At 43.2% G+C, this 26,090-nt stretch carries 23 protein-coding genes, 1 tRNA gene and 3 pseudogenes; 16 read left to right on the top strand and 11 right to left on the bottom strand.

Going from position 1 to position 26,090, the window contains the following annotated elements; all coding sequences use genetic code 11:
- The first annotated feature begins 127 nt into the window (after positions 1–127).
- The 5 genes from ACVW0P_RS11075 to ACVW0P_RS11055 all read left to right on the top strand — a co-directional run bounded on the left by ACVW0P_RS11075 (position 128) and on the right by ACVW0P_RS11055 (position 3,038).
- Positions 128–259, top strand: a complete 132-nt coding sequence (locus tag ACVW0P_RS11075) for a hypothetical protein (RefSeq protein ID WP_457132141.1) — start codon at positions 128–130, stop codon at positions 257–259.
- A 95-nt stretch (positions 260–354) separates the two neighbouring features.
- Positions 355–711 carry a plasmid mobilization protein gene (locus tag ACVW0P_RS11070; protein WP_457132140.1) on the top strand — a complete coding sequence of 119 codons (357 nt, stop codon included), beginning with the start codon at positions 355–357 and terminating at the stop codon, positions 709–711.
- A complete protein-coding gene (locus tag ACVW0P_RS11065; protein WP_457132139.1) occupies positions 698–2,005 on the top strand; it encodes a relaxase/mobilization nuclease domain-containing protein in 1,308 nt (435 codons plus the stop codon). The genes ACVW0P_RS11070 and ACVW0P_RS11065 overlap by 14 nt, the downstream gene beginning before the upstream one ends.
- A 49-nt stretch (positions 2,006–2,054) precedes the next feature.
- Entirely contained in the window at positions 2,055–2,396 is a 342-nt protein-coding gene (locus tag ACVW0P_RS11060) for a hypothetical protein (protein WP_457132138.1), read from the top strand.
- A 3-nt stretch (positions 2,397–2,399) separates the two neighbouring features.
- Entirely contained in the window at positions 2,400–3,038 is a 639-nt protein-coding gene (locus tag ACVW0P_RS11055; RefSeq protein WP_457132137.1) for a zeta toxin family protein, read from the top strand.
- A gap of 15 nt (positions 3,039–3,053) precedes the next feature.
- On the opposite strand, the gene ACVW0P_RS11050 is transcribed toward ACVW0P_RS11055, so the two are convergent.
- Positions 3,054–3,425: a helix-turn-helix domain-containing protein gene (locus tag ACVW0P_RS11050; protein ID WP_457132136.1), complete on the bottom strand. Its 372-nt coding sequence runs from the start codon at positions 3,423–3,425 to the stop codon at positions 3,054–3,056.
- Between the two features lie 138 nt (positions 3,426–3,563).
- On the opposite strand from ACVW0P_RS11050, the gene ACVW0P_RS11045 reads away from it, so the two are divergent.
- The 4 genes and pseudogenes from ACVW0P_RS11045 to ACVW0P_RS11030 form a co-directional block, all read left to right on the top strand.
- A complete protein-coding gene (locus ACVW0P_RS11045; protein ID WP_457132135.1) occupies positions 3,564–4,919 on the top strand; it encodes a HEPN domain-containing protein in 1,356 nt (451 codons plus the stop codon).
- Positions 4,920–4,934: 15 nt separating this feature from the next.
- Complete coding sequence (locus ACVW0P_RS11040) at positions 4,935–5,075, top strand: hypothetical protein (protein WP_457132134.1); 141 nt, start codon at positions 4,935–4,937, stop codon at positions 5,073–5,075.
- Positions 5,076–5,396: 321 nt separating this feature from the next.
- A complete protein-coding gene (locus ACVW0P_RS11035; protein WP_457132133.1) occupies positions 5,397–5,558 on the top strand; it encodes a hypothetical protein in 162 nt (53 codons plus the stop codon).
- Positions 5,555–6,553 (top strand): annotated as a pseudogene (locus ACVW0P_RS11030) (recombinase family protein); the annotation flags it as partial. The gene ACVW0P_RS11035 and the pseudogene ACVW0P_RS11030, both read left to right, overlap by 4 nt.
- A 523-nt stretch (positions 6,554–7,076) precedes the next feature.
- Here ACVW0P_RS11030 and ACVW0P_RS11025 read toward each other — a convergent pair.
- Both ACVW0P_RS11025 and ACVW0P_RS11020 read right to left on the bottom strand, forming a co-directional pair.
- Positions 7,077–7,150, bottom strand: a tRNA-Arg gene (locus tag ACVW0P_RS11025).
- A gap of 293 nt (positions 7,151–7,443) precedes the next feature.
- Entirely contained in the window at positions 7,444–7,623 is a 180-nt protein-coding gene (locus tag ACVW0P_RS11020) for a BLUF domain-containing protein (RefSeq protein WP_457132231.1), read from the bottom strand.
- Positions 7,624–8,076: 453 nt separating this feature from the next.
- Here ACVW0P_RS11020 and ACVW0P_RS11015 point away from each other — a divergent pair, with 453 nt between their 5' ends.
- Positions 8,077–8,937, top strand: coding sequence for an N-acetylglucosamine kinase (locus ACVW0P_RS11015; RefSeq protein WP_354431188.1), 861 nt, complete (start codon positions 8,077–8,079; stop codon positions 8,935–8,937).
- 102 nt (positions 8,938–9,039) lie between these two features.
- Here ACVW0P_RS11015 and ACVW0P_RS11010 read toward each other — a convergent pair whose 3' ends face one another.
- Complete coding sequence (locus ACVW0P_RS11010) at positions 9,040–9,735, bottom strand: NUDIX hydrolase (RefSeq protein WP_322231570.1); 696 nt, start codon at positions 9,733–9,735, stop codon at positions 9,040–9,042.
- A gap of 129 nt (positions 9,736–9,864) precedes the next feature.
- On the opposite strand from ACVW0P_RS11010, the gene pfkA reads away from it, so the two are divergent.
- The 5 genes and pseudogenes from pfkA to ACVW0P_RS10985 all read left to right on the top strand — a co-directional run bounded on the left by pfkA (position 9,865) and on the right by ACVW0P_RS10985 (position 15,849).
- Positions 9,865–10,851: a 6-phosphofructokinase gene (pfkA, locus tag ACVW0P_RS11005; protein WP_354431189.1), complete on the top strand. Its 987-nt coding sequence runs from the start codon at positions 9,865–9,867 to the stop codon at positions 10,849–10,851.
- A complete protein-coding gene (locus tag ACVW0P_RS11000) occupies positions 10,851–11,699 on the top strand; it encodes a hypothetical protein (RefSeq protein WP_457132132.1) in 849 nt (282 codons plus the stop codon). The genes pfkA and ACVW0P_RS11000 overlap by 1 nt, the downstream gene beginning before the upstream one ends.
- Before the next feature lie 5 nt (positions 11,700–11,704).
- On the top strand, positions 11,705–12,700 hold the full coding sequence (gene gap / locus ACVW0P_RS10995) for a type I glyceraldehyde-3-phosphate dehydrogenase (RefSeq protein ID WP_354431191.1): 996 nt from the start codon (positions 11,705–11,707) through the stop codon (positions 12,698–12,700).
- A gap of 135 nt (positions 12,701–12,835) precedes the next feature.
- Positions 12,836–14,853, top strand: a pseudogene (locus ACVW0P_RS10990) (M13 family metallopeptidase).
- Between the two features lie 117 nt (positions 14,854–14,970).
- Positions 14,971–15,849 carry a polyphosphate kinase 2 family protein gene (locus ACVW0P_RS10985; protein ID WP_457132131.1) on the top strand — a complete coding sequence of 293 codons (879 nt, stop codon included), beginning with the start codon at positions 14,971–14,973 and terminating at the stop codon, positions 15,847–15,849.
- A gap of 108 nt (positions 15,850–15,957) precedes the next feature.
- Here ACVW0P_RS10985 and ACVW0P_RS10980 read toward each other — a convergent pair.
- The 6 genes and pseudogenes from ACVW0P_RS10980 to ACVW0P_RS10955 form a co-directional block, all read right to left on the bottom strand.
- Positions 15,958–16,680 (bottom strand): annotated as a pseudogene (locus ACVW0P_RS10980) (SDR family oxidoreductase).
- Positions 16,681–16,731: 51 nt separating this feature from the next.
- The gene (locus tag ACVW0P_RS10975) at positions 16,732–17,631 is read right to left on the bottom strand and encodes a helix-turn-helix domain-containing protein (protein ID WP_457132130.1); all 900 of its coding nucleotides are present in this window, start codon (positions 17,629–17,631) and stop codon (positions 16,732–16,734) included.
- Between the two features lie 144 nt (positions 17,632–17,775).
- Positions 17,776–17,967: a hypothetical protein gene (locus ACVW0P_RS10970; RefSeq protein WP_354431196.1), complete on the bottom strand. Its 192-nt coding sequence runs from the start codon at positions 17,965–17,967 to the stop codon at positions 17,776–17,778.
- Between the two features lie 14 nt (positions 17,968–17,981).
- Entirely contained in the window at positions 17,982–20,132 is a 2,151-nt protein-coding gene (gene glgB / locus ACVW0P_RS10965; RefSeq protein WP_457132129.1) for a 1,4-alpha-glucan branching protein GlgB, read from the bottom strand.
- A gap of 115 nt (positions 20,133–20,247) precedes the next feature.
- Positions 20,248–20,664: a hypothetical protein gene (locus tag ACVW0P_RS10960; protein WP_457132128.1), complete on the bottom strand. Its 417-nt coding sequence runs from the start codon at positions 20,662–20,664 to the stop codon at positions 20,248–20,250.
- Positions 20,665–20,844: 180 nt separating this feature from the next.
- Positions 20,845–23,325, bottom strand: coding sequence for a glycoside hydrolase family 31 protein (locus ACVW0P_RS10955; protein WP_457132127.1), 2,481 nt, complete (start codon positions 23,323–23,325; stop codon positions 20,845–20,847).
- 269 nt (positions 23,326–23,594) lie between these two features.
- On the opposite strand from ACVW0P_RS10955, the gene ACVW0P_RS10950 reads away from it, so the two are divergent.
- Positions 23,595–24,251 carry a hypothetical protein gene (locus ACVW0P_RS10950; protein ID WP_457132126.1) on the top strand — a complete coding sequence of 219 codons (657 nt, stop codon included), beginning with the start codon at positions 23,595–23,597 and terminating at the stop codon, positions 24,249–24,251.
- Here the strand turns inward: ACVW0P_RS10950 and ACVW0P_RS10945 are convergent.
- Positions 24,248–25,957 (bottom strand): alpha-amylase family protein, encoded by a 1,710-nt coding sequence (locus ACVW0P_RS10945; protein WP_457132125.1) that lies wholly within the window; start codon positions 25,955–25,957, stop codon positions 24,248–24,250. The genes ACVW0P_RS10950 and ACVW0P_RS10945 overlap by 4 nt on opposite strands.
- Positions 25,958–26,090 lie beyond the last annotated feature (133 nt).

Below are 26,090 nucleotides of genomic sequence, written 5' to 3'. Positions count from 1 at the left end.
TCCTGTGATAAAGTCTGCCTTGAAAATTGGATTGTCTAACTGGATTGTGAAAGCTGATGGACAAGGTTTTTATTTTTTAAAAATTAAACAATCACAGTCAATTTTACAATATTGCAAATACGGTAAAATGCTAACCTTCAAAGGCAAAGCAAGTTATGTTTTGGTGATACCAAAACGACTTGCCGATGGGTTCGCTTCACTTATCATCGGGTTGGAAAATACTTCACCAGGTTCAGCATTCCATATAGAAGCACTTTAATTTGTGTTCTGCCGTAATTTATTTATCGGTACTACCTAACACCTTGTCAACTATACCTTGCTCAATCCCGCAGCTTTGGCCTAAATCATTTAGTAATGAGTAGGCCGAGGAAAGATAAAGAACATAAGCTGTCAAAAGTAATCGTCTTCCGGTTGACGGAGACGGAACATAAAAAACTGGAGGCGTATAGCGAAAGCAGTGGCAAACCCATTGGTGTCATGGTCAGGGATAAATTATTCACAGGAAACTTTCCCAGGCAGCTGATGCCGAAATCAGACCTACAGCTTTATGCAGAATTAAACCGTATTGGGAATAATCTTAACCAGCTCGCCCGTAGAGCCAACAGCGGGTTCATGTACAAAGGCCACACGCAGTTACTATTAGATCTGCTCAACCGGTTATTGGTTCAACAACAATCTATCATTGGCCATTTGTTAGATGGTCGCAGTTGAAAAGTTCGGTTCCAACTTTATGGGCGCGTTAGGCTATAACTTAAAGAAAATGGATCACCCTGACATGAGGCAACGTGCCGAACTATTGGCAACCAGCTTTTCTTCTCTGTCTCCGGGTATGATTAAAAAGGAAGTTGAACTGATCCGGGAATTACGCCCGGCATTATCCAAATACGTGTGGCATACCAGCCTTAATTTTTCCAAAGAAGAACGCCCGGATAAATTAACTAATGAATGCCTACTGGATATGGCTTTGGCGTATATGAAAGCAATGGGTTATGAAGATAACCAATACCTGATCGTGCGGCACCATGATGCAGACCACCCTCACGTCCACCTGTTGGTTAACCGGATCACCTACGACGGCAAAGTGGTATCCGACAGTAATAACTATCATAAAAGCCAGTCAACTTTACGCAGGTTAGAAAAGCAATATAACCTTATACCATTTGATCAGCATAACGGTATAACAAAGTATAGCCATACCAACATATCCTCAGAACGGAGTAACAATATACCCAAAGATCACCCTAACAATAGATCATTAGACACTAATACCAACAGATCAAAGCAACAAGGTAACAACAAAGCAATAGGACACAGTAACCATGTAACAAATGGCAAGCCCGTACTGGCAACCCAGCGTTCATTAACCAAAAACGAAATTGAAAAGTCGATCAGGACAGGCCATCCATCTGATAAAAGTGTATTGCAGGCTTTACTTAATCCATTAGTAGGCACCCACGGCGTACCGTTACATCGCTTTATCGAAGAATGTGAAAAGCGTGGCATCTACCTTTTATTTAACCAGGCAAGTACCGGAAGGATTAGCGGTATCACTTATTTTATCAATGACTTTAAGATCAAGGGACAAGCATTAGGCAACCGCTTTAAATGGGCGGAACTGATCAAATATATCGACTATGAGCAAGACCGAGATAGCCAGGCGGTTAGCCTTGCAAACGACAGAACAAAAGCAAGATACGGGGAAACCCAACCATCCGCCGGTAATGAACGACGAGGTGACGGACTTCCTGAAAACCTTGCACCAGATACATCAACTGTCGCTGGACGACCAACAGGCCTTAGCGGAGGTAAAGAGGAAACTATCGAGCGTAGAACTGATGAATCAAAAGCAAATGAGGGTCATCTGGATATTGACCATACTGGTGCTGATATGGATTTCGATCAGCATATTACAGGCGGCATTCAAATAAGTGACGATATTGATGATGAGGCAATTCTGGGCCGGAATCGTAGAAAACAAAAGCAGGCACGAACGAACAGACGTTAAAGCATTTGTTAATTATGATTATATTTGACTATTATCTAAAAACACTCATATGGAAGTAATACTTGATAATGGGAAAAAGCCACGAGGCGTGTTCCTTCCGTTAGAAGAATGGGAAACACTAAAATATGGCATTAATAAAGCCAGTGAGCTTTATAAGCTAATGGATGATCTCAGCCACCCGGATGTTTTCGAAATGAGCCCTGCACAGTTTTCACAATATTTGGCATCGCCTGCACAACAGGTAGTAAAAAATGCACTGGACAATGGGCTGTATCTATCTTATCCCGCAGGAACTCCAAACACTTTTGTTCATCAGTATAAAGACGGCAGCCAGGAAGTAGTACAATATGATTTACAAACCGGCAAAGAGCATTTGATTAATAAACGATAGTTAATGCCAATTTTCACTGTAGTAGCGGGCCCGAATGGTGCCGGTAAAAGCACGTTTTCTGCGATTTTTTCGCGCCCTGGCGCGTTAATCTTCGACCCTGACGTACAGAAATATAAAATAGAAAAGCAATATCCTGATATTTCGGATGATGCAATCGGGTCTGTACTTACTAAGGAATACATCAACTTTCAAGGTAAAGCACTTGGAAAAATGCTGCACCTAACCGTGGAGACAAACCTGCAAACTGATTATTTGCTTGGTAGCGTGGGAATATTCAAGCAGGCCGGTTACGAAACGCGTTTGATCTATATGCTTCTACCTAATATAGCTACTTCGATAGATAGGGTAGCATTACGGGTAAAACAAAAAGGGCACTTTGTAGACACAGAAAATATCAAGTTCAATTTTGAAGAAGGCCCCAAAAATCTACTTAAAATAGCAGATCGTTTCGACCGGGTGATGCTCATTTCTGGTATAAATAATAAACCGCAATTAGAGACACAGCCGCAGGTACTGATAAATATTGCCAATGGAATAACCATTCATACAGCGGAAGAAATCCCTGACTGGTGCGCAGAGGTAGTTGACGCCATGGAGGCCGCCACCGCACATAAACAGGTATCTAAAGGACGAAAGAGATAATAGAACCAGGAGTATCTATTGTCGTTTTTTCAGCAGCTCGATTTTTTCACGTTCGCTGGCAAGTAAACGCTCATATAATTCCACAACCTTATCAATCGGATTAAATGTACAATTGAAATTATTAAAAGCACCTGTGCTGTTATCATTGAATGTATTAAAATAGTTAAGAGCTGCTTCTTCGCTGAAATTCTTAATCGCATCCGGCATAACCCCCAATACTTTAGCTATCTTTTCTAACGCACTATCCTCTACTTCAGCACTTTGCTCAATTTTAGATATAGCCTGTTGGCTGATACCCAATTCAGCGGCAAGAGCTTCCTGCTTCATTCCGCGCAATTCCCGGATTTTACTGATCTTTCTGCCGATATGTATAGTTGCTTCTGCCATAGGTCAAATGTATTTTAAAATGTAAATGTAACAAACAACAGTGCCATTGTAAAATACAATTTGCTATGGTTCGGTACGGTGAGATCATGCACGTACTTTGATTGACAGGTTAATACTGGCCTGTTTAATCTTGTAATCATGGTATGCAATGAAAATAGCGGTAATGAAACCCTTAATCTTAAGCCTGCTGAAATAATCAACCCTTTTACTGTACTCGCTGATTTCTTCGATGTGGACGGTTTGCCCGGCCACCTGGAAAGGTTGGAGACATGGCGTAAGTGCATATTAGAAGACCAATACTTTAAGGGTGACAAGGGAAGCCCCTCTGAATTACTTCATTTCTACAAGCTAAATATTTGCCTGCTCGAAGCGGCTTATCTGCTAAAAGACAAAAGTTACCCATTTTTTAAAAAAGCGGACAATCCTTACCTTGACTTTAAACAAGTTTATGAAGATTACAACCTTTCAACCTACCGGGCGATCTTGTACCAATGGCTTGAATTTGGATTATCTGCTAATGCCGCCAATGAGTTCATAGATACAAAAGATTTAATCAGGGTATATGAAAACCTGCAAAAGCTTTACAATGCGGCATGGCAAATCCATCAGCAATCTGCTGGTGTATCTTCACTACAAATTAAAGATTCTATTGGCCAGGGCGATGATAATCTAATAGACAATAATGGTGTAAACCTTTACCATCTAAATAGAGCTATTGGAAGCCATCAGCAGGAAACGATGAGCAGCCTTGTGGCAAAAATTAAGCATAAAATTTCCTCTGTTCAGGCGATCATCTATTTAGGCCAGCCGCCGGTGGCACAAGGAAGCATCTTTCTTTTGGTGTTAATCGATGATAACGAGCAAAGGCAATTACAATGCATAGCAAGCACCATTGAGGAAAGCTGCCGTCAAATCACATCTGTTAGCGCTTTAGTGCATCGCCCTTCAAGACTGAATAGATACAGTGGCGATAATTTGTTTTTTAGCAATGCTTTACGATGTCCTGTAATTTACCTTTCAGGTGAATTGCTTTTACCTTCTGTAACAGTAATGGCTCGCGGCTTAAGGGAAAAAGAACTATTCATCTGGCAGCGGTGGATGGAGCAGGGCAAAGGTTTTTTGAAAGGTGCGGAATACTACCTGTCAATCGGAGCTGATAAGCCTGCACTTTTCTCATTAGAACAAGCCGCCGAATGTTTTTTGATTGCCATTATCAGGGTCGTAAACGGTTACACGACTAACATCCATAACCTCTCTACATTAGTGAACATTACAAGGATGTTTACGCAGGATATAGCAGCTGTTTTTGATTTGGGCAACCAGGAGGGCCTGCAACTTTTTAATGTTTTAAAACATGCCTACATCAATGTGAGGTATAAAGACAGCTACGAGATAGACGATCATTCTGTAGCTACGCTATTGCCTTATATTAAACGGCTATTGGTCGTGGTAGAGCAAGTTTATGAAAAACATTTGTCGATGAATACTTTGTAGTTATTCTTTGGAGTAATGCAGCTGCGGCAAGCGGCTTATTACATCACGCGTATCCACGCTATATTCATTCGCCGCCAGCCTCGCTGCGAAAGCAGGAGTAACTCCTACCTCGTTACCCCTGCAAACCCCGAAAGCTGGCTGAAAAGAAAAGAGTGACAAATCCTATAACCCAAGCTTATAAATTATAAGCTAAACTAATAAAGAAAGCTGCTATGAATCCCTATCGTTGCATTACACCGCACTCACAAAGTTAGCTCAGCCCCAAAATCGTAAAGGGCATGTAAATGGCGATTGTTATTTTGGGGTATGGCGGCCACCCTTGACAATTTAGCGGCTTAGCACTCCCGGTTGTTTAAGCGGAGTAATGGCTACCTGTGTTAAAAGGCCGTAACCAAACTTTATTAATCGGTAGTACCGAAAAGCTTGTCATACCGCATATCCTAAATCCGCCATCATTGTTCCTTTTAACGGGAAGCAATGGAGAGAGCAACAAAGGAAAAGCGGAAAATAACTTCAACTGAAGCGGTAAAGATCCTGAAAAAATCAGGGCTCGATATTGATGAAAAAAAAGCGGAAGAAGTCTTGGATATGATGTATTTTTTAGCTAAATTACTTGTAAATCAGAACTTTAAGACATGAAAATAGCAGATTTATATATACGTGTCAGCACCGATGAACAGGCTGACAAAGGTTACTCACAACGTAACCAGGAAGAAGTATTGTTGAAATACTGTGAGATCAACAAGATACAGGTACGAAAGATCATTTTTGAGGATCATTCTGCCAAAACGTTCATCCGCCCGGAATGGACAAAGTTGTTGGGTTTCCTGCGCCAGCAGAAGAATAAGACGAACCTGGTGCTATTCACCAAATGGGACCGATTTAGCCGTAACGCGCCTGATGCCTACCAAATGATCGCCACTCTCAAGAAGTTGGGTGTAGAACCGCAGGCTATCGAGCAGCCGCTCGATATGGAAGTTCCCGAGAATAAAATGATGCTGGCGATCTATTTACCAGCTCCTGAAATTGAGAACGACAGGCGGGCCTTGAACGTCTTCTACGGGATGCGCAGGGCGAGGAAAGAAGGCCGTTACATGGCCACTGCACCCATAGGTTACAAGAACCGGACTTTAGATGGCGGCAGGAAAACAATCGTACCCTATGAACCGGCAGCATCGGTGCTGCAATGGGCATTTGATGAGTTAAGCATCGGTCAAAACACCGTAGTGGAAATCTACCGGCAGGCAAAGGCCAAAGGATTGCCTTGCAGCAAGAATAACTTCTGGCATGCTTTACGGAACCCCGTTTACATCGGTAAGATCGTTATCCCTCAGCTGAAAGAAGAAGAAAGCTATATGGTAGACGGCTTACATGAGCCACTAATCAAACCAAGTGTTTTTTACGAGGTTCAGGATGTGCTGGAAGGCCGTAAAAGAAGATTAAAGACCAAGATAGTGACCCAGGATATGCTGGCTTTAAAAGGCTTTATTACTTGCCCTAAATGCGGAAAGGTTTTGACAGGGAGCGCATCAAAAGGTAGAACCGCTCATTATCATTATTACCATTGCAATTCCACTTGCGGTTATAGGACAAGGGCAGAAGAAGCAAACAGCATCTTCGAGGAGCATTTAAAACAGTACGTATTAAATCCTGATGCCGCAGAGCTGTTTAAATCAGTTATACTGGACGTTTATAAGAACGAACATCAAACTACAGGCAGCAGCAGAAAGCAGTACATCGACCGGATAACCGCATTAAACAACAAGGTAACCAAGGCCAGGGAATTGTTATTGAATGATGATATAGAAGCCTCGGATTTCCGGGCAGTAAAAGTGGAAGCAGATCGGGAGATCATGGTGCTGGAAAGTAAGATAAGTGATCTGCGGGATAATCAGATGAGCGTGAGCGAGGTCGATAAAACGTTGGATGCAGCGTTATTAAAGCTAACCTGCATCAATACAATATACTGTGAGTCTGACCATTACGGAAAACGGAAATTGATTGGTTCGATATACCCCGAAAAGTTCACATTTGAGGATTTGAAAGTTCGAACCGCTAAAACTGGGGAGATATTCAGTTTTATTTACCTGATAAACAAGGAGTTATATGGCAAAAAAAATGGGACAAGTGATAAATTTTATCGCTTGTCCCAAGAGGTGATCCCAATAGGATTCGAACCTATGACCTACAGATTAGAAATCTGTTGCTCTATCCAGCTGAGCTATGGGACCATCGCGTTTTTTTCGCGGTGCAAATATGCTAAAAATGGTTGGGAAAGGCAATAGCTAAATTCAATTTAGCACCTTATGGTTTGCGGCTGTTTAGAAAGGCCTTTAACATTATTTCGAGGTTCGAGGCGGTCGTTAGCATCATAATTAATATTGCGCGGGCTTATAAAGGCTTAACTTTTGCAAAATCGACATCCTTTCTGCGTTCGAACGCCATCGCCCAGTCGGGGAAAATGCGCCTTTTCATGCTACCCCCTCCGCAATTTTTAGCACATAGCTATATCGTTTATCTATCTCTATTCTCCTGTAACCTTGTGCAAGGGGCCTTCTAATACTTCTAAAAATTGCATAAAAACACCATCGCAATACAGCAGCAGGCCGGTTGTACCAACGCGTGTGTTGTTATCCTGCCTTCCTTTATCAAATCTTATAACTCCTTGTCTGTAAATGGCTTTAGGGTAGCGCTTATTAAACAATGTACTGCATAACAATGGCAGTTAGGTACAAAAACTGTAACCAAACCTATTTACTCCACGCCAAAAATCAAATGGTCGCAACGCATTGTTTTATGTAAGACGGGTAAGTAGCACTATACCTGTTTCCATTATTATATATATTTATCGTCACAAAAAAAACCACCCATTATTTTTTGTTAAATATTACATATAATTGCATTCAATTATAAACCGGCGTTGTGCAATTAACACAGTGCTTTATATGTAAAACTGACAAGTATTTTTTTATGATTTAACTTATTAATAAGGCCGTTTACCATAATTTATTTTTTGGTAAAAAAGTTAAGTATTGTGCACATATACATAGATTTAACTTAGGCTTTACAACCATTTTACTTTTTAAAGTTAGGAAGTGTTTTTTTTACAATAAGTTAATCATACTTTTAACCCAATTTTTTTTCTAAAACTTATTTTATGATCATAATTGCTGACGGTGGCTCCACCAAAACAAACTGGTGTTTGGTTACCGAAGAAGGTAAAAAGGTGTATTTCAACACCGAGGGTTACAACCCTTATTTTTCGGGCACTGAGTACATCATTCAATCGTTGAATGAGAGCCTGCCAACCGATCTTGAGAAAGACAACATTACAGAGGTGAATTATTACGGCGCAGGCTGTTCTACCCCCGAGATGCGAAAGATCGTAGAGGATGCCATGTCGGCAGTTTTCACAAAATCTAAAATCAACATTGGCCACGACCTACTTGCTGCTGCCCGAGCTTTGCTTGGCAACAACGAAGGCTTTGCCGCTATTTTAGGCACAGGTACAAACACCTGCCTTTACGATGGTAAAGAAGTGATCAATAACATCGACTCGGGTGCTTACATCCTTGGCGATGAAGGCAGCGGTTGCCATATTGGTAAAAAACTATTGGTTGATTACCTGCGTGGTTACATGCCGGAGGCTGTGCGTAAAAACTTTTGGGAAACCTTTAAACTTACTCCCGATGATATCAACGAGATTGTTTACACACAACCACGTGCAAACCGTTTCTGCGCAAGTTTCAGCAAGTTTGTTTATGACAACATTGTAAATATCGAATATTCACGCAACCTGGTTCGTACATCTTTCGAAGATTTCTTTAAAAACCTGGTTGTGCACTACCCTGATTATCAAAAATACACCTTCAACTGTATAGGATCTGTTGGTTACAATTTCCGTAATGTGTTGGAAGAGGTTTGTACCGAAAACGGAATGACGGTTGGTAACATTATCCGCTCACCTATAGATAACCTGGTTAAATACCACTTAGAATTGGCGCCAAGCCAGTTATAGGCAGTTTTGAGTTTGCAGTTTGCACGCTTAAAAAACAAAAAGAAAGCCGGTAATTAACTTACCGGCTTTTTTTACTGCAAACTGCCAACCGGCAACTGCAAACTATTTATCCAAATTCAGATCGTTCTGGAAGATCTTGGTATATTTCCTTCTGTCGAATTTGTAGAGTTTGGCGGCACGGTATGATACGCCTTTTTGCTTCTCGTCCAGTTCTTTCAAAAATCCATAGCTCAGCATTTTCTTGCGAAAGTTACGCTTGTCCAGCTTTTTGTTAAGCACTGCTTCGTAAAGCGATTGTAGTTGGGTTAGGGTAAATTTCTCCGGCAATAACTCAAACGCGATAGGCTGATAATTAAGCCTGCGTCGAATTTTGTTAAAGCCAGTTTCAAAGATTTCGCTGTGGTCAAAAGCCAGCTTAGGCAATTCGTTTACCGGGTGCCAAAACGCGGTTTTAGCATATTGAGTAACAGGTTTTACTTCTTTTTGCCCGTTAATACGGATAAGCGCGTAGTAAGCAACGGTAATTACGCGGCCTTGCGGGTGGCGGTTAACTTCGCCAAAGGTATGAAACTGCTGCATGTGCAGGTCGCGCAGGCCGGTTAGTTCGTATAAAATACGCTCGGCGGCGTCGTCAATACTCTCATCTTGCTCAACAATATATCCGGGCAGCGCAAGCCAATCCTTAAAGGGCTCTTCGTTACGTTCTATAAGTAATATCTTCAGCTCACCGGCTTCAAAACCAAATATGACACAGTCTATAGAAAAAACTGAGTTAAATGTAGGTAACTTTACTTCCAAGGGAAATGTATTTAATTATAATTGTGCTTAAATATATTGCTTAATTTTTAATGTAAAAATAAATAAATAAATTTAATGGTGTAAATTTGACACACTATATTCGCACCTACAAATTTACCTAAGTAAATAATGCAAAAAATTTCTAAAATAGCAGTTCTTACTTCGGGCGGCGATGCACCAGGCATGAACCCCTGTATAAGAGCTGTTGTGCGTACCGCTATATACAATGGCCTGCAGGTTGCAGGTATCCGCCAGGGTTACCAGGGCCTTATCGACAATAACATGTACGATATGAACACCCGTTCGGTAAGTAATATCTTAAATCTTGGTGGCACTATACTTAAAACAGCACGTTGCTTACCCTTTCGTACCGATGAAGGTATGGAATTGGCTTATCAGAATGCTAAAGCTAACGGCATCGATGGCATAGTTGTTATTGGTGGCGACGGTACTTTTACCGGTGCATTGCGTTTCTCTAAAAAATACCCGGACATTGCCGTTATTGGCGTACCCGGCACTATAGATAATGACCTTTACGGTTCTACTTACACCTTAGGTTTTGATACCGCTACTAATACGGTGATAGAAGCTATCGACAAAATTCGTGATACTGCCGACGCACACGACCGCCTGTTCTTTATCGAAGTTATGGGCCGCGATTCTGGAGCTATTGCCCTGCGCGCCGGAATTTCATGCGGAGCAGAGGCTATTTTATTACCCGAGCGCGATACCGCTATAGAGAACCTGATAGAGAACTTAAAGGCCGGCCAGTATAACAAAAAATCATCGAGTATTGTAATTGTGGCCGAGGGAGATAAGAGCGGTGGCGCTTATGACCTTGCCGAGGTTGTTAGAAAACAAATCAAGTTTTACGATATAAAAGTTACTATATTAGGCCACTTGCAACGGGGGGGTAGCCCATCGGCATTTGACCGCATACTGGGCAGCCGTTTAGGCTTTGCCGCTGTTAACGCTATGATAAATGGCGAAACACAAAAAATGGTTGGCCTTGAAGCCAATCACATAAAATTAACAAGCCTTGAAGAGGCCTTAACCCAGCATCAGTTTAAGTTAGAAGACGACCTGATGCAAATGGCAGATATATTATCAATTTAATGATTGCAGTTGTTTATAGTGGATCTAACAATGCCGGCTGGCGATTAGCCTACAAGGGAAGGACGGTTGCATCGTTCAATACCAATGCCATTAATCCCTATTTTAACGACGAAAAGTACATCGTACAACTCTTCAACAAAAACATAAACCTTATACACCACGCCGAAGAAATAAAACGGATTTATTTTTTTGGTGCAGGCGCCTCGTCTGACGAGTTGAAGCAGGTGGTGCACAACGCGTTCGCGGCATTTTTTAAGTTTGCCAAAATTACCGTTGGGCACGATATTGAAGCCGCGGCCATAGCCTGCTGCCGCAATGCGCCGGGCATTGTAAGCATCTGCGCAAGCGGAAGCAACGCCGCCTGGTACGATGGCAAAAAGGTAAAACCAAACAATTACGGTTTAGGCTATATATTGGCCGACGAAGGATCCGGAAACTGGCTGGGCAGGCAGCTCATAAAAGGTTTTATGAACGAGACCCTGCCGGCAAACATCCGCAAAAAGTTTGTGCAGAAGTACGATGCCGACCGTAAAACCCTACTGGAAAAAGTATATCGCCAAAAACAGCCGGCATTGTTCCTGAGCTCGTTCAGCGATTTTTTCCTGGAGAACAAACAAGACCTTTACATAAAAAACGTTATAACTACAGGCTTTAGCAAACTGATACAAACTTACCTGGTACCTCTGAATAAACAGCACCCGGGAGCTTCAGTACATTTTGCAGGATCGGTAGCAGCCAACTTTCAGGAATACCTGTATGAGGCTGCCGAGGGTACCGGGATAACGGTAACGGATATAATAAAAGAACCCATAAACCATTTATTGACGTATTATTCTAATAAAAATTAAAAATCATGAAAATAGGAATCAACGGCTTTGGCCGTATCGGTCGCTTAGCTTTTAGGGCCGCAATTGAAAGACCAGATGTTGAAGTTGTAGGTATCAACGATTTAGTTGAGCCAGATTACATGGCTTACATGTTGAAGTATGACTCAACCCACGGCCAGTTCAAAGGCACTATCGCTGTAGAAGGCGGCCATTTGGTAGTAAACGGTAAAACCATCCGTGTAACTGCCGAAAAAGACCCTGCAAACCTTAAATGGAATGAAGTAGGTGCAGAAGTTATTATCGAATCTACCGGTTTATTCTTAACCATAGATACAGCACAAAAACATATTGATGCCGGCGCTAAAAAAGTGGTTATGAGCGCACCCGCAAAAGATGACACGCCTACTTTTGTAATGGGTGTTAATCATAAATTATTGAAAGCAGATCAAACTATCGTTTCAAATGCATCATGTACTACCAACTGTTTAGCGCCTATCGCTAAAGTATTGGATGATAAATTTGGTATCGAAGAAGGTTTGATGACTACCGTACACGCGGTTACAGCTACTCAAAAAACAGTAGATGGCCCGTCTGCAAAAGACTGGAGAGGTGGCCGTGGTGCTTACCAAAACATCATCCCTTCATCAACTGGTGCTGCTAAAGCGGTTGGTTTAGTGTTGCCACAATTAAAAGGCAAATTAACAGGTATGTCATTCCGTGTTCCGGTTGCTGACGTTTCTGTAGTTGACTTGGTTGTACGTTTAAAAACTTCTGCTACTTACGAGGATATTAAAAATGCAATGAAAGAAGCCTCAGAAGGCGAGCTTAAAGGCATACTTGGTTACACCGAAGATGAAGTTGTATCTGAAGACTTTAAAGGTGATGCACGCACATCAATTTTTGATGCAAAAGCAGGTATCGCGCTTAACGATAAATTTGTGAAGGTTGTATCTTGGTACGATAACGAATGGGGTTACTCAAACAAACTGATTGACCTTGTTCAGGAAATTGGTAAACTGTAAGTTTAGCCAACCCTAATATTAAAGAGCCCTCCCAACGTTTGTTGTGAGGGCTCTTTTGTTTATAATATTCGTGTACCTTATGGGTCACTATTTGCGGCTTCATCTACATTCATTACCTTTAAGCAAATCTTTTTTATGAAAAAACTATTTACGTTATGTTTAATATCAACGCTTTTTAGCGTAAGCCAATATGCAATGGCCCAGCACAAAGCTTTTGTAGATGTACCCGGCCTGGACCCCGCTATTAAGCCGGGCGACAATTTCTTTAGATACGTAAACGGGCGCTGGTACGATACCGTAAAGATAGATAATGACCAGGCAGGTGTGGGCTCCTACTCCTTTCTGAACATTCCCCAAAAGCGCTTATTGCAAAACATTCTGGATAGCGCCTCAAAAGCTAAGAACACATCAGGCAGCATAGAACAAAAGGTAGGAGATTTTTACGCTTCGGGTATGGATATGGCAACTATTAACCGCAGGGGCTACGAGCCCGTCAAATCCATACTGGCGCGTATCGATGCTATAAACAGCATACCGGCACTTCTTAAGTTTGTAGCTGTGGAGATGGCTTCGGGCAACCGGTCGGTGATCAGCTTCGGCATATCTCCCGATAATAAAAACAGCTCGATAAATATTGCCCACGTTTACCAGGGCGGTACCGGTTTACCTGAAAAGGGTTATTATTTAAAAACCGATTCGGCAACGCTTCAGGTTCAAAAAGCCTATAAAACTTATCTTCAAACTTTGTTTCAATTAACGGGAAGTGCCCGTGCCTTAGCGATCAAAAATTCAAGTATCGTTTACGGCATTGAAAAACAATTGGCTTTGGGCAGTAAAACCAATGTCGAACTAAGGGATATAAATGCGAATTTCAATAAAGTAGCCATAACTGCTATAACGAAAACCCAGCCTAATATAGGCTGGCCGATTTTACTGGCGAAGTTGGGGGCAAAAACAGATTCTATGGATATGGCCCAACCCGCTTATTATAATAAGCTGAATGCAATGCTCAGAACTGTAAGCATTGCCAACTGGAAAGCTTATTTAAAAGCCGCCACACTTCAAAACTATGCCGACAAGCTTAGCCAGCCTTTTGTTAACGCGTCATTTGCATTCAATAAGGTTTTGTCCGGAGAGGATACACAAAAATCCCGCAGACAGATCATGACGGCCAACGTAGATAATCTTTTAGGGCAGGCTTTAGGGCAACTGTATGTAAAGCGCTATTTTAATGAAGATGCCAAAAAGCGCGTGCTCGCATTGGTTAACAATTTGCAAAAGGCCTTCGAAAACAGGATCAACCAGTTAGACTGGATGAGTGATAGTACAAAGAAAAAAGCCATAGAGAAACTATATACTTTTACGAAGAAGATAGGTTACCCGGATAAGTGGCGCAACTACGATAAGGTACAGATTAGCAGGACAAAATTCTTTGAGAATATATTATCGCTTAATAAAAATGATTATCAATTTGAGCTGGCAAAACTAAATAAGCCGGTTGATAAAACAGAATGGGGAACAACGCCATCAACAGTAACGGCTTATTATAACCCACCTGTAAACGAAATTGTATTCCCGGCGGGCATCCTTCAATATCCTTATTTCGATTTCACGGCAGATGATGCTATCAATTACGGCGGGATCGGTATGGTGATCGGCCATGAGATGACACATGCATTTGACGACCAGGGCGCCCAATTTGATAAAGATGGCAACGTAAAAAACTGGTGGACTAAAGAAGATCTCCGAAAGTTTAAAGAAAAAACACCCAGCTTTCTAACTTGTACAGCTCGTTCACTGTATTAGACACGGTACACATCAAAGGGCCGTTAACATTGGGTGAAAACACGGCAGATAACGGCGGGGTAGCTATCGCGTACGATGCGTTTAAAATGACAGAGCAAGGTAAAAGCGGTGATAAGATAGATGGCTTTACGCCAGATCAGCGTTTCTTTTTGTCGATAGCCCGGATCTGGCGGGTTAAAACAAGGGATGCCTTTTTGCGCACCTACGTAAACACCAATCCCCACTCACCGGCCACATGGCGTGTAAACGGACCTTTGATGAATTTTGCCCCTTTTTACAAGGCATTTGATATTAAGCCCGGCGATAAAAACTATAAAGCCGAAAACGAGCGGATAAGGATCTGGTAATTTGAAGATCACAAGCCTTGCTTCTAACCCCTCAAAACAAATGGTTTTGAGGGGTTGATTTTTCAACACTAACCGAGTTCAAACATTCTTCCCGATTTTTTGCTTATAACCTTACCTATGAAAGATATTGTAAACCGCTTTAAAATAACCAACACCAAAAAATTTCAGCTAAAAGATTTTGACACTGATGATACGGCTGGTTACGACAAGGACGAAGCCGAGGAGTTATTAACGGAGCTTATTAAAGAGACAGCTAAATTACAAAATGAATTATATGCAGCCAACAGCCACTCCCTGCTGGTGATTTTCCAGGCGATGGATGCTGCGGGTAAAGATAGCGCGATAGCACACACCATGTCGGGCTTAAATCCCCAGGGTTGCCAGGTGTACAGCTTTAAGCAACCAACCACGGAGGATTACGAACATAATTTTTTATGGCGGCATTATAAGGCCCTGCCAGAGCGTGGTAGAATTGGCATCCATAACCGCTCGCATTACGAAAATGTATTGGTTACCAAAGTTCATCCCGAATTTATCCTGAAAGAGAACATCCCGGGTGTTGCAGATGTGAAAAGTATTGACAAAAAATTTTGGGAACGACGATATGATAGCATCCGCGATTTTGAAAAGCATGTAAGCACCAACGGAACCGTGATTATTAAGTTTTTCTTACACCTGTCTAAAAGCGAACAAAAAGAACGCTTTTTGGCACGTATAGAAGACCCTGAAAAGAATTGGAAATTCTCATCTGGCGATATCAAGGAGCGCCAATTATGGGATGATTACATGAAGGCCTATGAAACTGCTATTAAAGAAACCAGCACTAACGATAGCCCATGGTATGTTTTACCTGCCGATAAAAAATGGTTTACCAGGATAGCCATATCTAAAATAATATTGCAAACACTTAAGGACCTTAAGCTGCAATACCCCGTTTTGCCAAAAGAAGAGATAGCCAGGCTGGAGGAAACGAAAAGATTGTTAGAAGACGAGTAGTAAAAAAACGTCATTGCGAGGCACGAAGCAATCTATTTGCTATGCAGAGCGGCTCTGTCAGTAGGGAATTGCTTCGTGCCCCGCAATGACGGTTATGGTTAATTTACCTTACCACGGCGTAACACCATAATCACTAAAGTAGCCACCGGTTGGGCCATCTTTATCTATCATGGCGTACTGCACAATTGGCGCGGCACCTTCCGCCACTGTTTTATAGCCCTGGTTGTTGTTAAAATCTGTTGCGGTGTAACCCGGATTAACAGCGTTTACCCTAAAGTTTTTCAACTCATAAGCTAAAGCAATGGTATAACCATTTAATGCGCTTTTAGACGGGCCATAAGCAGCTGTTTTCACATCATAATGCTTCCATGTTTTATCGGTATGCAGGCCAAGCGAGCCAAGGTCTGACGTTACATTCACTATCCTTGGGTTTGGCGCGCTTTGCATCATCGGAACAAAAATCCTGGACACACGGGCAACACCAAAAACGTTCACTTCAAATACTTCCCTGAAAATATCGGTAGCGGTATTTGTAGCAGGTTGCGGGAAACTGCCGGGGATGCCTGCATTATTGATCAGCACATCCAGATGATCGATCTTTTTAGACAAACTATCAAATGCCTGCTTTACAGATTCTTAGCTTACCACATCAATCTGAACAAATTCAACATCATTTAAACCTTCACTGTGCAGTAGCGACACAGCTTCCTCGCCACGTTGTTTATCGCGGCAACCCAAAAAAACATGGTAACCTGCGGTTGCCAGTTGGCGGGCGGTTTCCAGGCCAATACCTTTATTGGCGCCGGTTATTAATACTGTCTGTTTTTCCATAGCACAAATGTACGGCGGTGGTAGCCCACAACCATTGCACATAGCAGGGCATTAACTGTACATTTCACGGATTTGCTGCCGAAACGCTATCGGGGTACTCTCTGTTAGTCGTTTAAAAAAGCGATTGAAGTATGCCGCGTCCTCAAAACCCAACTCATCGGCAACCTGTTTAACAGATAGATCGGTGTGAAGCAGTTTACGTTTCGCCTCTACCACCAAACGGTTATGAATATGGCTGATGGCGGTTTTGCCGCTTTGTTGTTTAACCACATCGTTAAGGTATCCGGGCGTAAGGTTAAGCAAGTTGGCATAAGCGGCAACATCATGTAGTTGGGTATGGTTCTCCCCTATCAGTTCCTGGAAGTTTTTGAGCAGGCAATGGTTTTTTGTTATTTTACTTTCGCCGAACTGCTCGGTATAGATCCTGCTGAGGTAAATAACAAGCACCCTAAGCCATGAAGCCAGCATTTGATTTTGCCAAGCGCCACCCGTCTTATATTCATCCGTCATCTTGCGCATAACGTCGCTTATGTAGCCTACGTGGGCTTCGTTTAACGCCAGTTCGTGCGCGCCGGCAGGGTTTTGTATAACAGGTAATTGTCGCAGCATGCGGTTCTCTTCCAGCGATAAAAACTTCTCGGTAAAACCGGCGATGTAGCCTTTAACGGGAGTGCTTTCTTCCTTTAAGTGGATCTGTTGCGGAACAGTGAAATAGAAATGCCCCGGCTTTACGGTGTACGATGTAAAATCGATCCAATGGCGGCTGTGGCCTTCTTCTACAAAAGCGAAAAAATAATAATCCTTGCGGTGAGGAAGCAGGAAAGCATCCTCTATGATGACGTCAACCCCATTAGCCTCGTGGACCTCTATCATGGTGGGCTTGCCGCCATCAATGGTTATTAAGGGGTAACTGGTGATGATATGTTTTTCCGGTGCGGTTAATGTGGGCACGATGACGATATTTTTGAGCAACGCCGGTTAAAGCGTCCACGCTTAAACCTAAACAATTTCAGCGTCCTACGCTGTTTCTAACGTAAGCGTGGACGTTACCCGAACATTGCGTTAAGTGTGGACACTTAACGCAGCCGCGACTACTTACATCAACTCGCTATCATTCTTCACATGCCAGGTTTTATAGGCCATGTAATAAAGCAGCAGCGTTGGTATCACGTAAAAGAACGCGCCGTTGCGGTTAAAATCCGGATAGGCGGCTATGATGCTATAGATCAGTAAAGCAAGGGCAACGGTACCCCCTATCAGGTATAAATAAAAAAACTTACCGGCCATATTATTTCAGCTTTTTAGATTTTTGTTTCTGTTGATGCAGGCGCTGTTATGAGCTTAAATATCGCGGAACCCAACGGCGGCGTTTTCACCAGCATCGAGTTATCTTTGCCGTGCCAGTATTTTTCTTCAGTAGTTATCGGGTCGAAGTTGATGAGGCCCGTCCCCCAGAATTTTTCGGCGTCCGAGTTAAATACTTCTTGCCATTGGCCGGCTGCGGGTACACCTATGCGGTAATCATGATGCACAACCGGGGTCATGTTTAGCACAATCACCAGATCGTTATCCCTTTCTACACCTTTACGCGTGTAAACGATGACTGAATCATCCATATTCCCGGCATCTATCCACTCAAACCCGTTCCAGTCAAAGGCTTTTTCATAAAGCGCAGGTTCAGATCTATAGAGTTTATTAATAGCTTTAACCGCTTCTTTAATCCCGTTGTGGCTTGTATGCTCCAGCAAGTGCCAGTCTAACGATTTTTTGTAATCCCACTCGGCAACCTGCCCAAATTCGCTGCCCATAAACAGCAGTTTAGTGCCGGGGTGCGTGTACATAAAGCTGTAAAGCAGGCGCAGGTTGGCAAATTTCTGCCAATCATCGCCGGGCATTTTGTTCAGCATAGACCCCTTACCATAAACCACCTCATCGTGCGAGAATGGCAACATAAAGTTTTCCGTAAAGGCATATACCATACTAAACGTTAGCTGGTTTTGGTGGTATTTGCGGTGGATGGGATCGTGCGCGAAATAATCCAACGTATCATGCATCCAGCCCATCATCCATTTCATACCAAAGCCCAGGCCGCCTGTGTAAACCGGGCGGCTAACACCTTTAAACGAGGTAGATTCCTCCGCGATAGTTTGCACATCCGGGAAGTTGCTATAAACAGTGGCATTAAGTTCTTTCAGGAAAGAAATCGCCTCCAGGTTTTCGTTACCGCCAAATTCGTTAGGGTCCCACTCGCCGTGGTTGCGCGAGTAATCCAGGTAAAGCATAGATGCTACGGCGTCCACACGTAACCCATCTATATGGTAACGCTCCAGCCAAAACAGCGCGTTGCTTATTAAAAACGCGCGGATCTCGTTACGGCCATAGTTGAATATGTATGATTTCCAATCCGGGTGGAAGCCTTTCTTCAGGTCGGCATGCTCGTAAAGGTGCGTACCATCAAAGTTATAAAGCCCATGCGCATCGCCGGGGAAATGCGACGGCACCCAGTCCAGTATCACACCGATGCCTGCTTTGTGGAACTCCTCTATCAAGAACATAAGGTCCTGCGGGGTACCGTAACGGCACGATGCCGCAAAAAAACCCGTGATCTGGTAGCCCCAACTCGGGTAATACGGGTGCTCCATCAAAGGCATAAACTCCACGTGCGTAAAACCCATTTCCTTCACATAAGGCACCAAAGTATCTGCCAGTTGGCGATAACTTAGAAATTCTTCGGGGCTTTCGGGACTACGTGCCCAAGAGCCAAGGTGCATCTCGTAAACAGAATATGGTTTATCTAACGCGGTGTACTGGTAACGGTTTGCCATCCAGTCCTGGTCCTTCCACTCGTAAAAGGTATCGGCAACTATGGATGCGGTACGCGGGGGCAATTCCCAACGCAGGGCAAACGGGTCGCTTTTTTCAAGGTCTTCACCCGTTGATGATTTGATGTAATATTTATAGGTTTCGCCTACGCCGATGTTCGGGATAAAACCTTCCCAGATACCTGAGGCATCCCATCGATAATTCAGCGAGTGTGAAGCTTTGTTCCAGCCGTTAAAGTTACCTATTACGGCTACGTATTGCGCGTTTGGCGCCCATACGGCAAAGTAAGTACCCACAACACCCTTATGCTCCACCACGTGCGATCCCAGTTTTTCGTAAAGCTTATAATGCTTGCCGGATTTAAACAGGTCGATATCAAAATCGGTAAAACGGCTGTATGGCTCAACGGCTTTAACCTCGGTATTCGCGATGATCGCTAAAGTTGTTGACTTTTTTGTTGTTACTGCTTTTTTTTCCGCCGGTTTTGTCGCTAATGCTTTTTTGGCTAACGGAGCTTCATCCGCTTTTGGGGCGGTTGTTTTAACGGCTTTTGGCTTGGTTTCTTTTTTTGCCTTAACAGGTTTTGGTTCCGTTATTTCAGTATCGGGTTTTACAGTTTTTTTTGCCATAGTAGATAGCCGTTGGTTCGCCGGTTTAAATTAGGTAAGGGAATTGGTAATTCCCCTGCATCCAAATATATCATTATTGAACGTACAATAACCGCAGATGTTTATATAAAAACAATTACCCTTGGCTATTTAAGATTTGACCAAAAAGTGCACGCCAAAAACATACAGCCGAGCCATCTAATGGGGGTGCCTGTAAAAAATCAGCATACTCTTTTAATACATCTTTAAAATCGTTCATAGGAACAGTTTCAGTTGTACTATTCCATCGTATCTCGACATTCTTTTGCCCTAATACAATTTCGACTGTCTCCTGACTAATGTTATCGTAAGGAAGTCCATTTAAGAATTTTTCAATTTCAGGTAGTGCAAATTCATTTATATTTTCAATAAATTGCAAATAAAGCAGATATGTACTTAAATTAACGTATGTAGGATTGGCGTTAATATTTATTAGCTCACAAGTTTTATAAACATGACTTCTAAAAATTCCATTAGCAAACAATAAATTATATCGTTGGTGTATCTGGCTCATATTTCTCATGAATAAAATCAAAAGCTAACAACTTAATATTCCTGACTAAATATATTTTTGCCCTTCTACTATAAAAAAAATTACACCTGTTTTATTAGGTATGTCAACAATATAAAGCTTACTCTCGATAGTCATTCCACTAACATCTCCAAAGTTTTCTGTTGCAAACCTGCTAAGTGCCTATTTAAATATCTCAATCTGTTTAAAATTCTTACTGAATTTAAACTCGTAGGTTTTATCGGGATTAAAGTTGATGGTCGCAACTTCTTTGCCATCGGCCACAATTTTTGATGGACTAAACGGCAAGCCATTCAGTTTAATATGATAGCCCTCGTAGCGTGGGGTGTATAAACCCTCCATACTTTGCTTAATGGTCATCTTGCCTGCATCACCATTTACTACAAATTTCTTCTCCAGGTAAATATCCTGCTCGTAGGCAAAGGTTTCGCCATAATCTTCAAACAGGAACGAGTTTACCTCGTAATCGCTGTAGTAGATATTCAGTTTTACTTCCTCAATTTCCTTTTCGCCGGTGTATTGCATTACGGGATATTCTGGGATAACCGACCCTGCCTTCACAAAGATCGGCATAATATCCAGCGGGGTGGCAACACTCACTTCGGTGCCGCCATCTACCATCTCCAGGCTCCAGAAATCGTACCACTTACCTTTTGGCAGGTACACCTTGCGGCTTTTTTGGCCCGGCTCCAGTACAGGGCAGATCAGGATCTTATCGCCGTAAGTAAATTCATCCTGGCGGAAATGGTTTGATGCCACTTCCTGCTCCTGCATTACCACAGGCCTTAATATAGGAAAACCGTAACGGTGGTGCTCCCAAAATGCCGAATATAAATATGGCAGCAACTTGTAACGCAGCTCAATGTATTTACGGTTGATGGCAGTAAATGGTTCGCCAAAGCTCCATGGTTCGCGTTCCTTGGTATCACCTGCCGAGTGTGCGCGCATAAACGGCGAGAAAGTCCCCATCTGGATCCAGCGGGTAAATAGTTCGCCATCCGGCTCGCCGCTAAAACCGCCAATATCTGTTCCGCAGAAAGAGATACCAGATATCGAAAGCCTTTGCAGCTGGATATTACCCAGTTTCAAATGCTCCCACGATGCTACGTTATCCCCCGTCCAAACGGATGAGTAACGCTGAACGCCCGAGTAACCCGCGCGGGTAATGGTGAACGGGCGCTTGTTTTTCATTTGCTTGCGCAAACCTTCGTAAGTGGCGCGTACCATTTGCATCCCGTAAACATTGTGCGCCTTACGGTGCGACCCACGATAGCCGTCATACTGGTGGCGTACATCATCCGGGAATGTACCCGACCCGAATACGGCCGGCTCGTTCATATCATTCCAAACACCGGCAACGCCTGTTTCAACCAATTCGTCGAACAAGTCGCCCCACCAGGCGCGTACCTCTGGATTGGTAAAATCGGGGAACTGGCAGCGGCCCGGCCAAACGTGGCCCTCCATAAAGTAATCGTCGCAACGGCGGCAGAAATATTTCTTCTCCTTACCCTCTTTAAAAACCGAATAATTATCATCCACACGAATGCCGGGGTCAATAATAACAACCGTTTTAAACCCGTTGGCAGCCAGGTCGGCTATCATTTTTTTAGGATTAGGAAAATATTTAGGGCTCCATGTAAAACAGCGGTAGCCGTCCATGTAGTCGATATCCAGGTAAATACCATCGCAAGGGATCCTGTTTTGGCGGAACCCGTTGGCAATTACCCTTACTTTATTTTCGGGATAATAGCTCCAGCGGCATTGGTGGTAACCCAGCGCCCAAAGCGGCGGCATAGGGTGCGTACCGGTAAGCAGGTGGTAATTTTTCACCACATCCATCATGTGCGGGCCGTGGATGTAGTAGTATTGCAACTCGCCTCCATCAGCCCAAAAACTCACCTTGGTTGGGTCTTCGGCGCCAAAATCAAAGTGTGCCTTAAAGGTATTATCAAAGAAAATGCCGTGGGCAATATTATCGCTTACGCTGATGTAAAACGGAATAGAGCGGTACAAAGGATCCTGGTTAAAACCGAACGAATAGGCATCGGTATTCCAGTTTTTTAAGCGTTTGCCACGCAGGTTAAATTCGGTAGCCTTATCGCCAAGGCCAAAAAAGCTTTCCTCCTGCTCGCAGGTTTTGGTACAAAACACGTAGTAACCGCCAAACTGGGTATTCTCTTCCCAGTGCATCGGCACCGCATCGGCGCTGGTTACGTGGTCATTCTTATCCGAAAACGAGATAAAGAAATCCTGCTTGCGGATGTGACAATTCACGGCCGGTGTAGCAACCCTAAATTCATGCTCGTTTTCCAGCAAGGTAAACTCCACCGGCTTACTTGGAAGCTCGGGCACGGCATACGAAAATTCTTCAAGAAAAACGCTGTGTGGCGCTAAACGCACACGGATGATCTCGCTGGTCACTATGGTAACCTCTACCCTGGCATCGCCATCGGTAAAAAATATTTTGTTGCCTGATTGTTCTGCGTGGTTGGGGATGCCCAGGTACTTTTTAACAATGGGTTTTATACCATCGGCGGGGTTATTTAAGTGGTGAAACTCTTCATCCTCTTCTATCAAATCCTCCACCTGCAGCAATTTCGCCGTTAAAAGTTCCGGGTTTGGGTCAGGTACGTTTTCTGCCATGTTCTATGTATTCAATATGCCGCCGGGCCTAAAAGCCCTGCAAAGCACGATTAATATATCAGCTAATTAATTTTGGTAACAGCTAATAAACGATTATTTCCTGAAATTGTATGCCATAATTGCGCCAATTATCAGCTTTTTGCTGTCAGTTAATGTTTTTAGGAATATTTTAATAACTTAGGCTAAACAACCCAACCAGTTGCCAAATGAATAATTATTTTATCACTCAGCCACCCTACTCTGTTAACAGGCGAAAAAATTCGCCGTTAATGAATTTCGTTAACAAGGGATTAAGGTATTTAAAAACCGGCTATAATGTACAACAGCTTGATACCAGCGTTGACATGAATACAGTTGAGCAACGGATAAACTACTATCATTTGCTTAACAACGTAATTTTGAACAATATCTCTGGCGACGTGATAGAATTGGGCACATTTACGGGCCAGTGCGCAGTGCTTTTTGAAAAGGTTATCGAGTTACGCGGGTCTGATAAAAAGCTGCATGTGTATGATACCTTTGGTGTATCGTTTAAATTTAAGGGCGATATTGAAGATAAACTGAAAGAGAATTTCGGCAACGCCGGCCTGCAGCTACCAATAATACATAAGGGTGATTTTTTTGACACGCTACCCGTGAAGTTGCCCGAAAAACTATCGTTTATACATATCGACTGCGGTTTTGGCGGCGACCCACAAGCACATAAAAAGGTGATGTTGCACTGCCTTGAAAGCATATACCCACGAATGACCCAGGGCGCCGTTTGTATCTTGATGGACTACAACGACCCCGTAGAAAATGGCGTTGCCCACAATGTAGCCCCCGGCGTTAAATTAGCCTGTGATGAATTTTTAGCCGGGAAACCCGAAAAAATCGAGGTACTGTATGGCAACCAGTACCTGCACGCCTGTTTCCGTAAAGTTTAAAATTGCAATAATAACCCACTGCTGCTTTTTAATAAAACAGGGATGCCGCTATGTATATCGGCTGTATTTATAATATCGCCGGTTAACATTTCTGTAAAACTTGCCCCGCCCGTAAGGCCAAATTGTGAAAGCAATTCCACAGGTATTTTTATACTGATGGCACGTTCGGTACGGTTAAAATTAGCTACAACCAGTATTTTTTGGCTGGATGTATAGCGCAGGTAAATATACAGCATGGTATCAAAACCGGGTTGCTGCTCGTTGGCTATCATCAGTTCGTAAAACTCGCCCCCGGCAAAGGCCTCGTTGTCTTTAATGATATTGAGCAACTTGCTGTAAAAACCACGCATTTTTTTTTGTTCCGTAGACAAGCCTCCTCCATCAAACGCGCCGTTATTCATCCATTTTTGGTGCTCGGGCACACCCCAATAATCAAATATGGTGGTGCGGCTGTCGTCACTACTAAACCCCATTGCGCCCGCGGCCGGCTCTCCTACTTCTTGCCCGCTGTATATCATCACCGGGCCGGTTGACAAAGTAGCGCTCACTATCATCCCCGGTATGGCGTAATTGGCATCATGCGCAAAATCTTTACCGGCTATGCGCTGCTCATCGTGGTTTTCCATAAAGCGCAGCATGTGCTGATCGATGCCTTTGCAATGATTGTTCCACACGGCGTTGATTTCCCAGGTGGATGCACCGGGTTCTGCACAGGTTAACCTGCGGATGGCATCGTATAAACCAACCTTATCGTAAAGGTAATCGAACCCGCCGTTATGGATATAGTTATTGTATTGGTTTTTATCGTAAGCTTCGCCGATGAAAATAAGACCGGAATAAGTTCCCTTTAACTGCGGGATAAGCCAGGCCCAAAACTCAACAGGCACCATCTCTATCATATCGCAACGGAAACCATCTACTCCCATATCTGCCCAATAGCTTAATATGTGCAGCATTTTAAGCCACAGCGGCGGGATATGGTCGAAGTAGGATTTCTTTCCATCCAGGTAATAAACACCGTAATTAAGTTTAATGGTCTCGAACCAATCATTGATGGATGGCGCAGGATTAAAAACATCGTTGCCAGTTGCCTTCGCCGGGAACTCGTCAAACTTACCATCCTTTAGCGGCGAAGTAAATTCATCGCCACCAGGGTTATAGCCACCCGGCACTACAAACGGCTGACCGGGGATATAGTAAAAATCGTTATCTGGCGAAAAGTGCAGGCTGTTGTCATCGTCTTCGCCAATATCGCTCACGCCATCGGGCTTCACGTCTGATGCGTACGTACGGGCAACGTGGTTGGGCACAAAATCGATAATAACTTTCAGCCCGTTTTTATGCGAACGGCCAACCAATTCCTTAAATTCTGAAATTCGGAACTCCGGGTTTACGGCAAGGTCTGTAGCAATATCGTAATAGTCTTTAATGGCGTACGGCGAGCCGGCGCGGCCTTTCACCACGTCGGGGTCATCGGCTTTTATGCCTTGAGCGGAATGGTCCGTCATGGTGGCATGCTCGATAACACCCGTGTACCAAACGTGGCTAAAACCCATTGCTTTGATCTCGAAAAGGGCTTTATCTGTAATACCGTTAAGTTTACCAACGCCGTTCTCTTCAACCGATCCGTAAAACTTGTTGGTAGTATTTTTATTGCCGAATAATCGTGGCAGCAGTTGGTATATCGTTAATTTATGATTGGGCATTAAAGTATTTTTAAAGATTTTTTGGCCGAATCAAGCGTCCACGCTTGACTTTAAGGCTTTTGCAGCGTCCATGCTGCTGTGTTTCGTGAGCGTGGACGCTCATATCATCTATCATTCAAGCGTGGACGCTTGA

The sequence above is a fragment of the Mucilaginibacter sp. UYNi724 genome (genome assembly GCF_054057495.1).
Note: the sequence above shows the minus strand (reverse complement) of the source record. Positions and strands in the feature narration are given on the sequence as shown.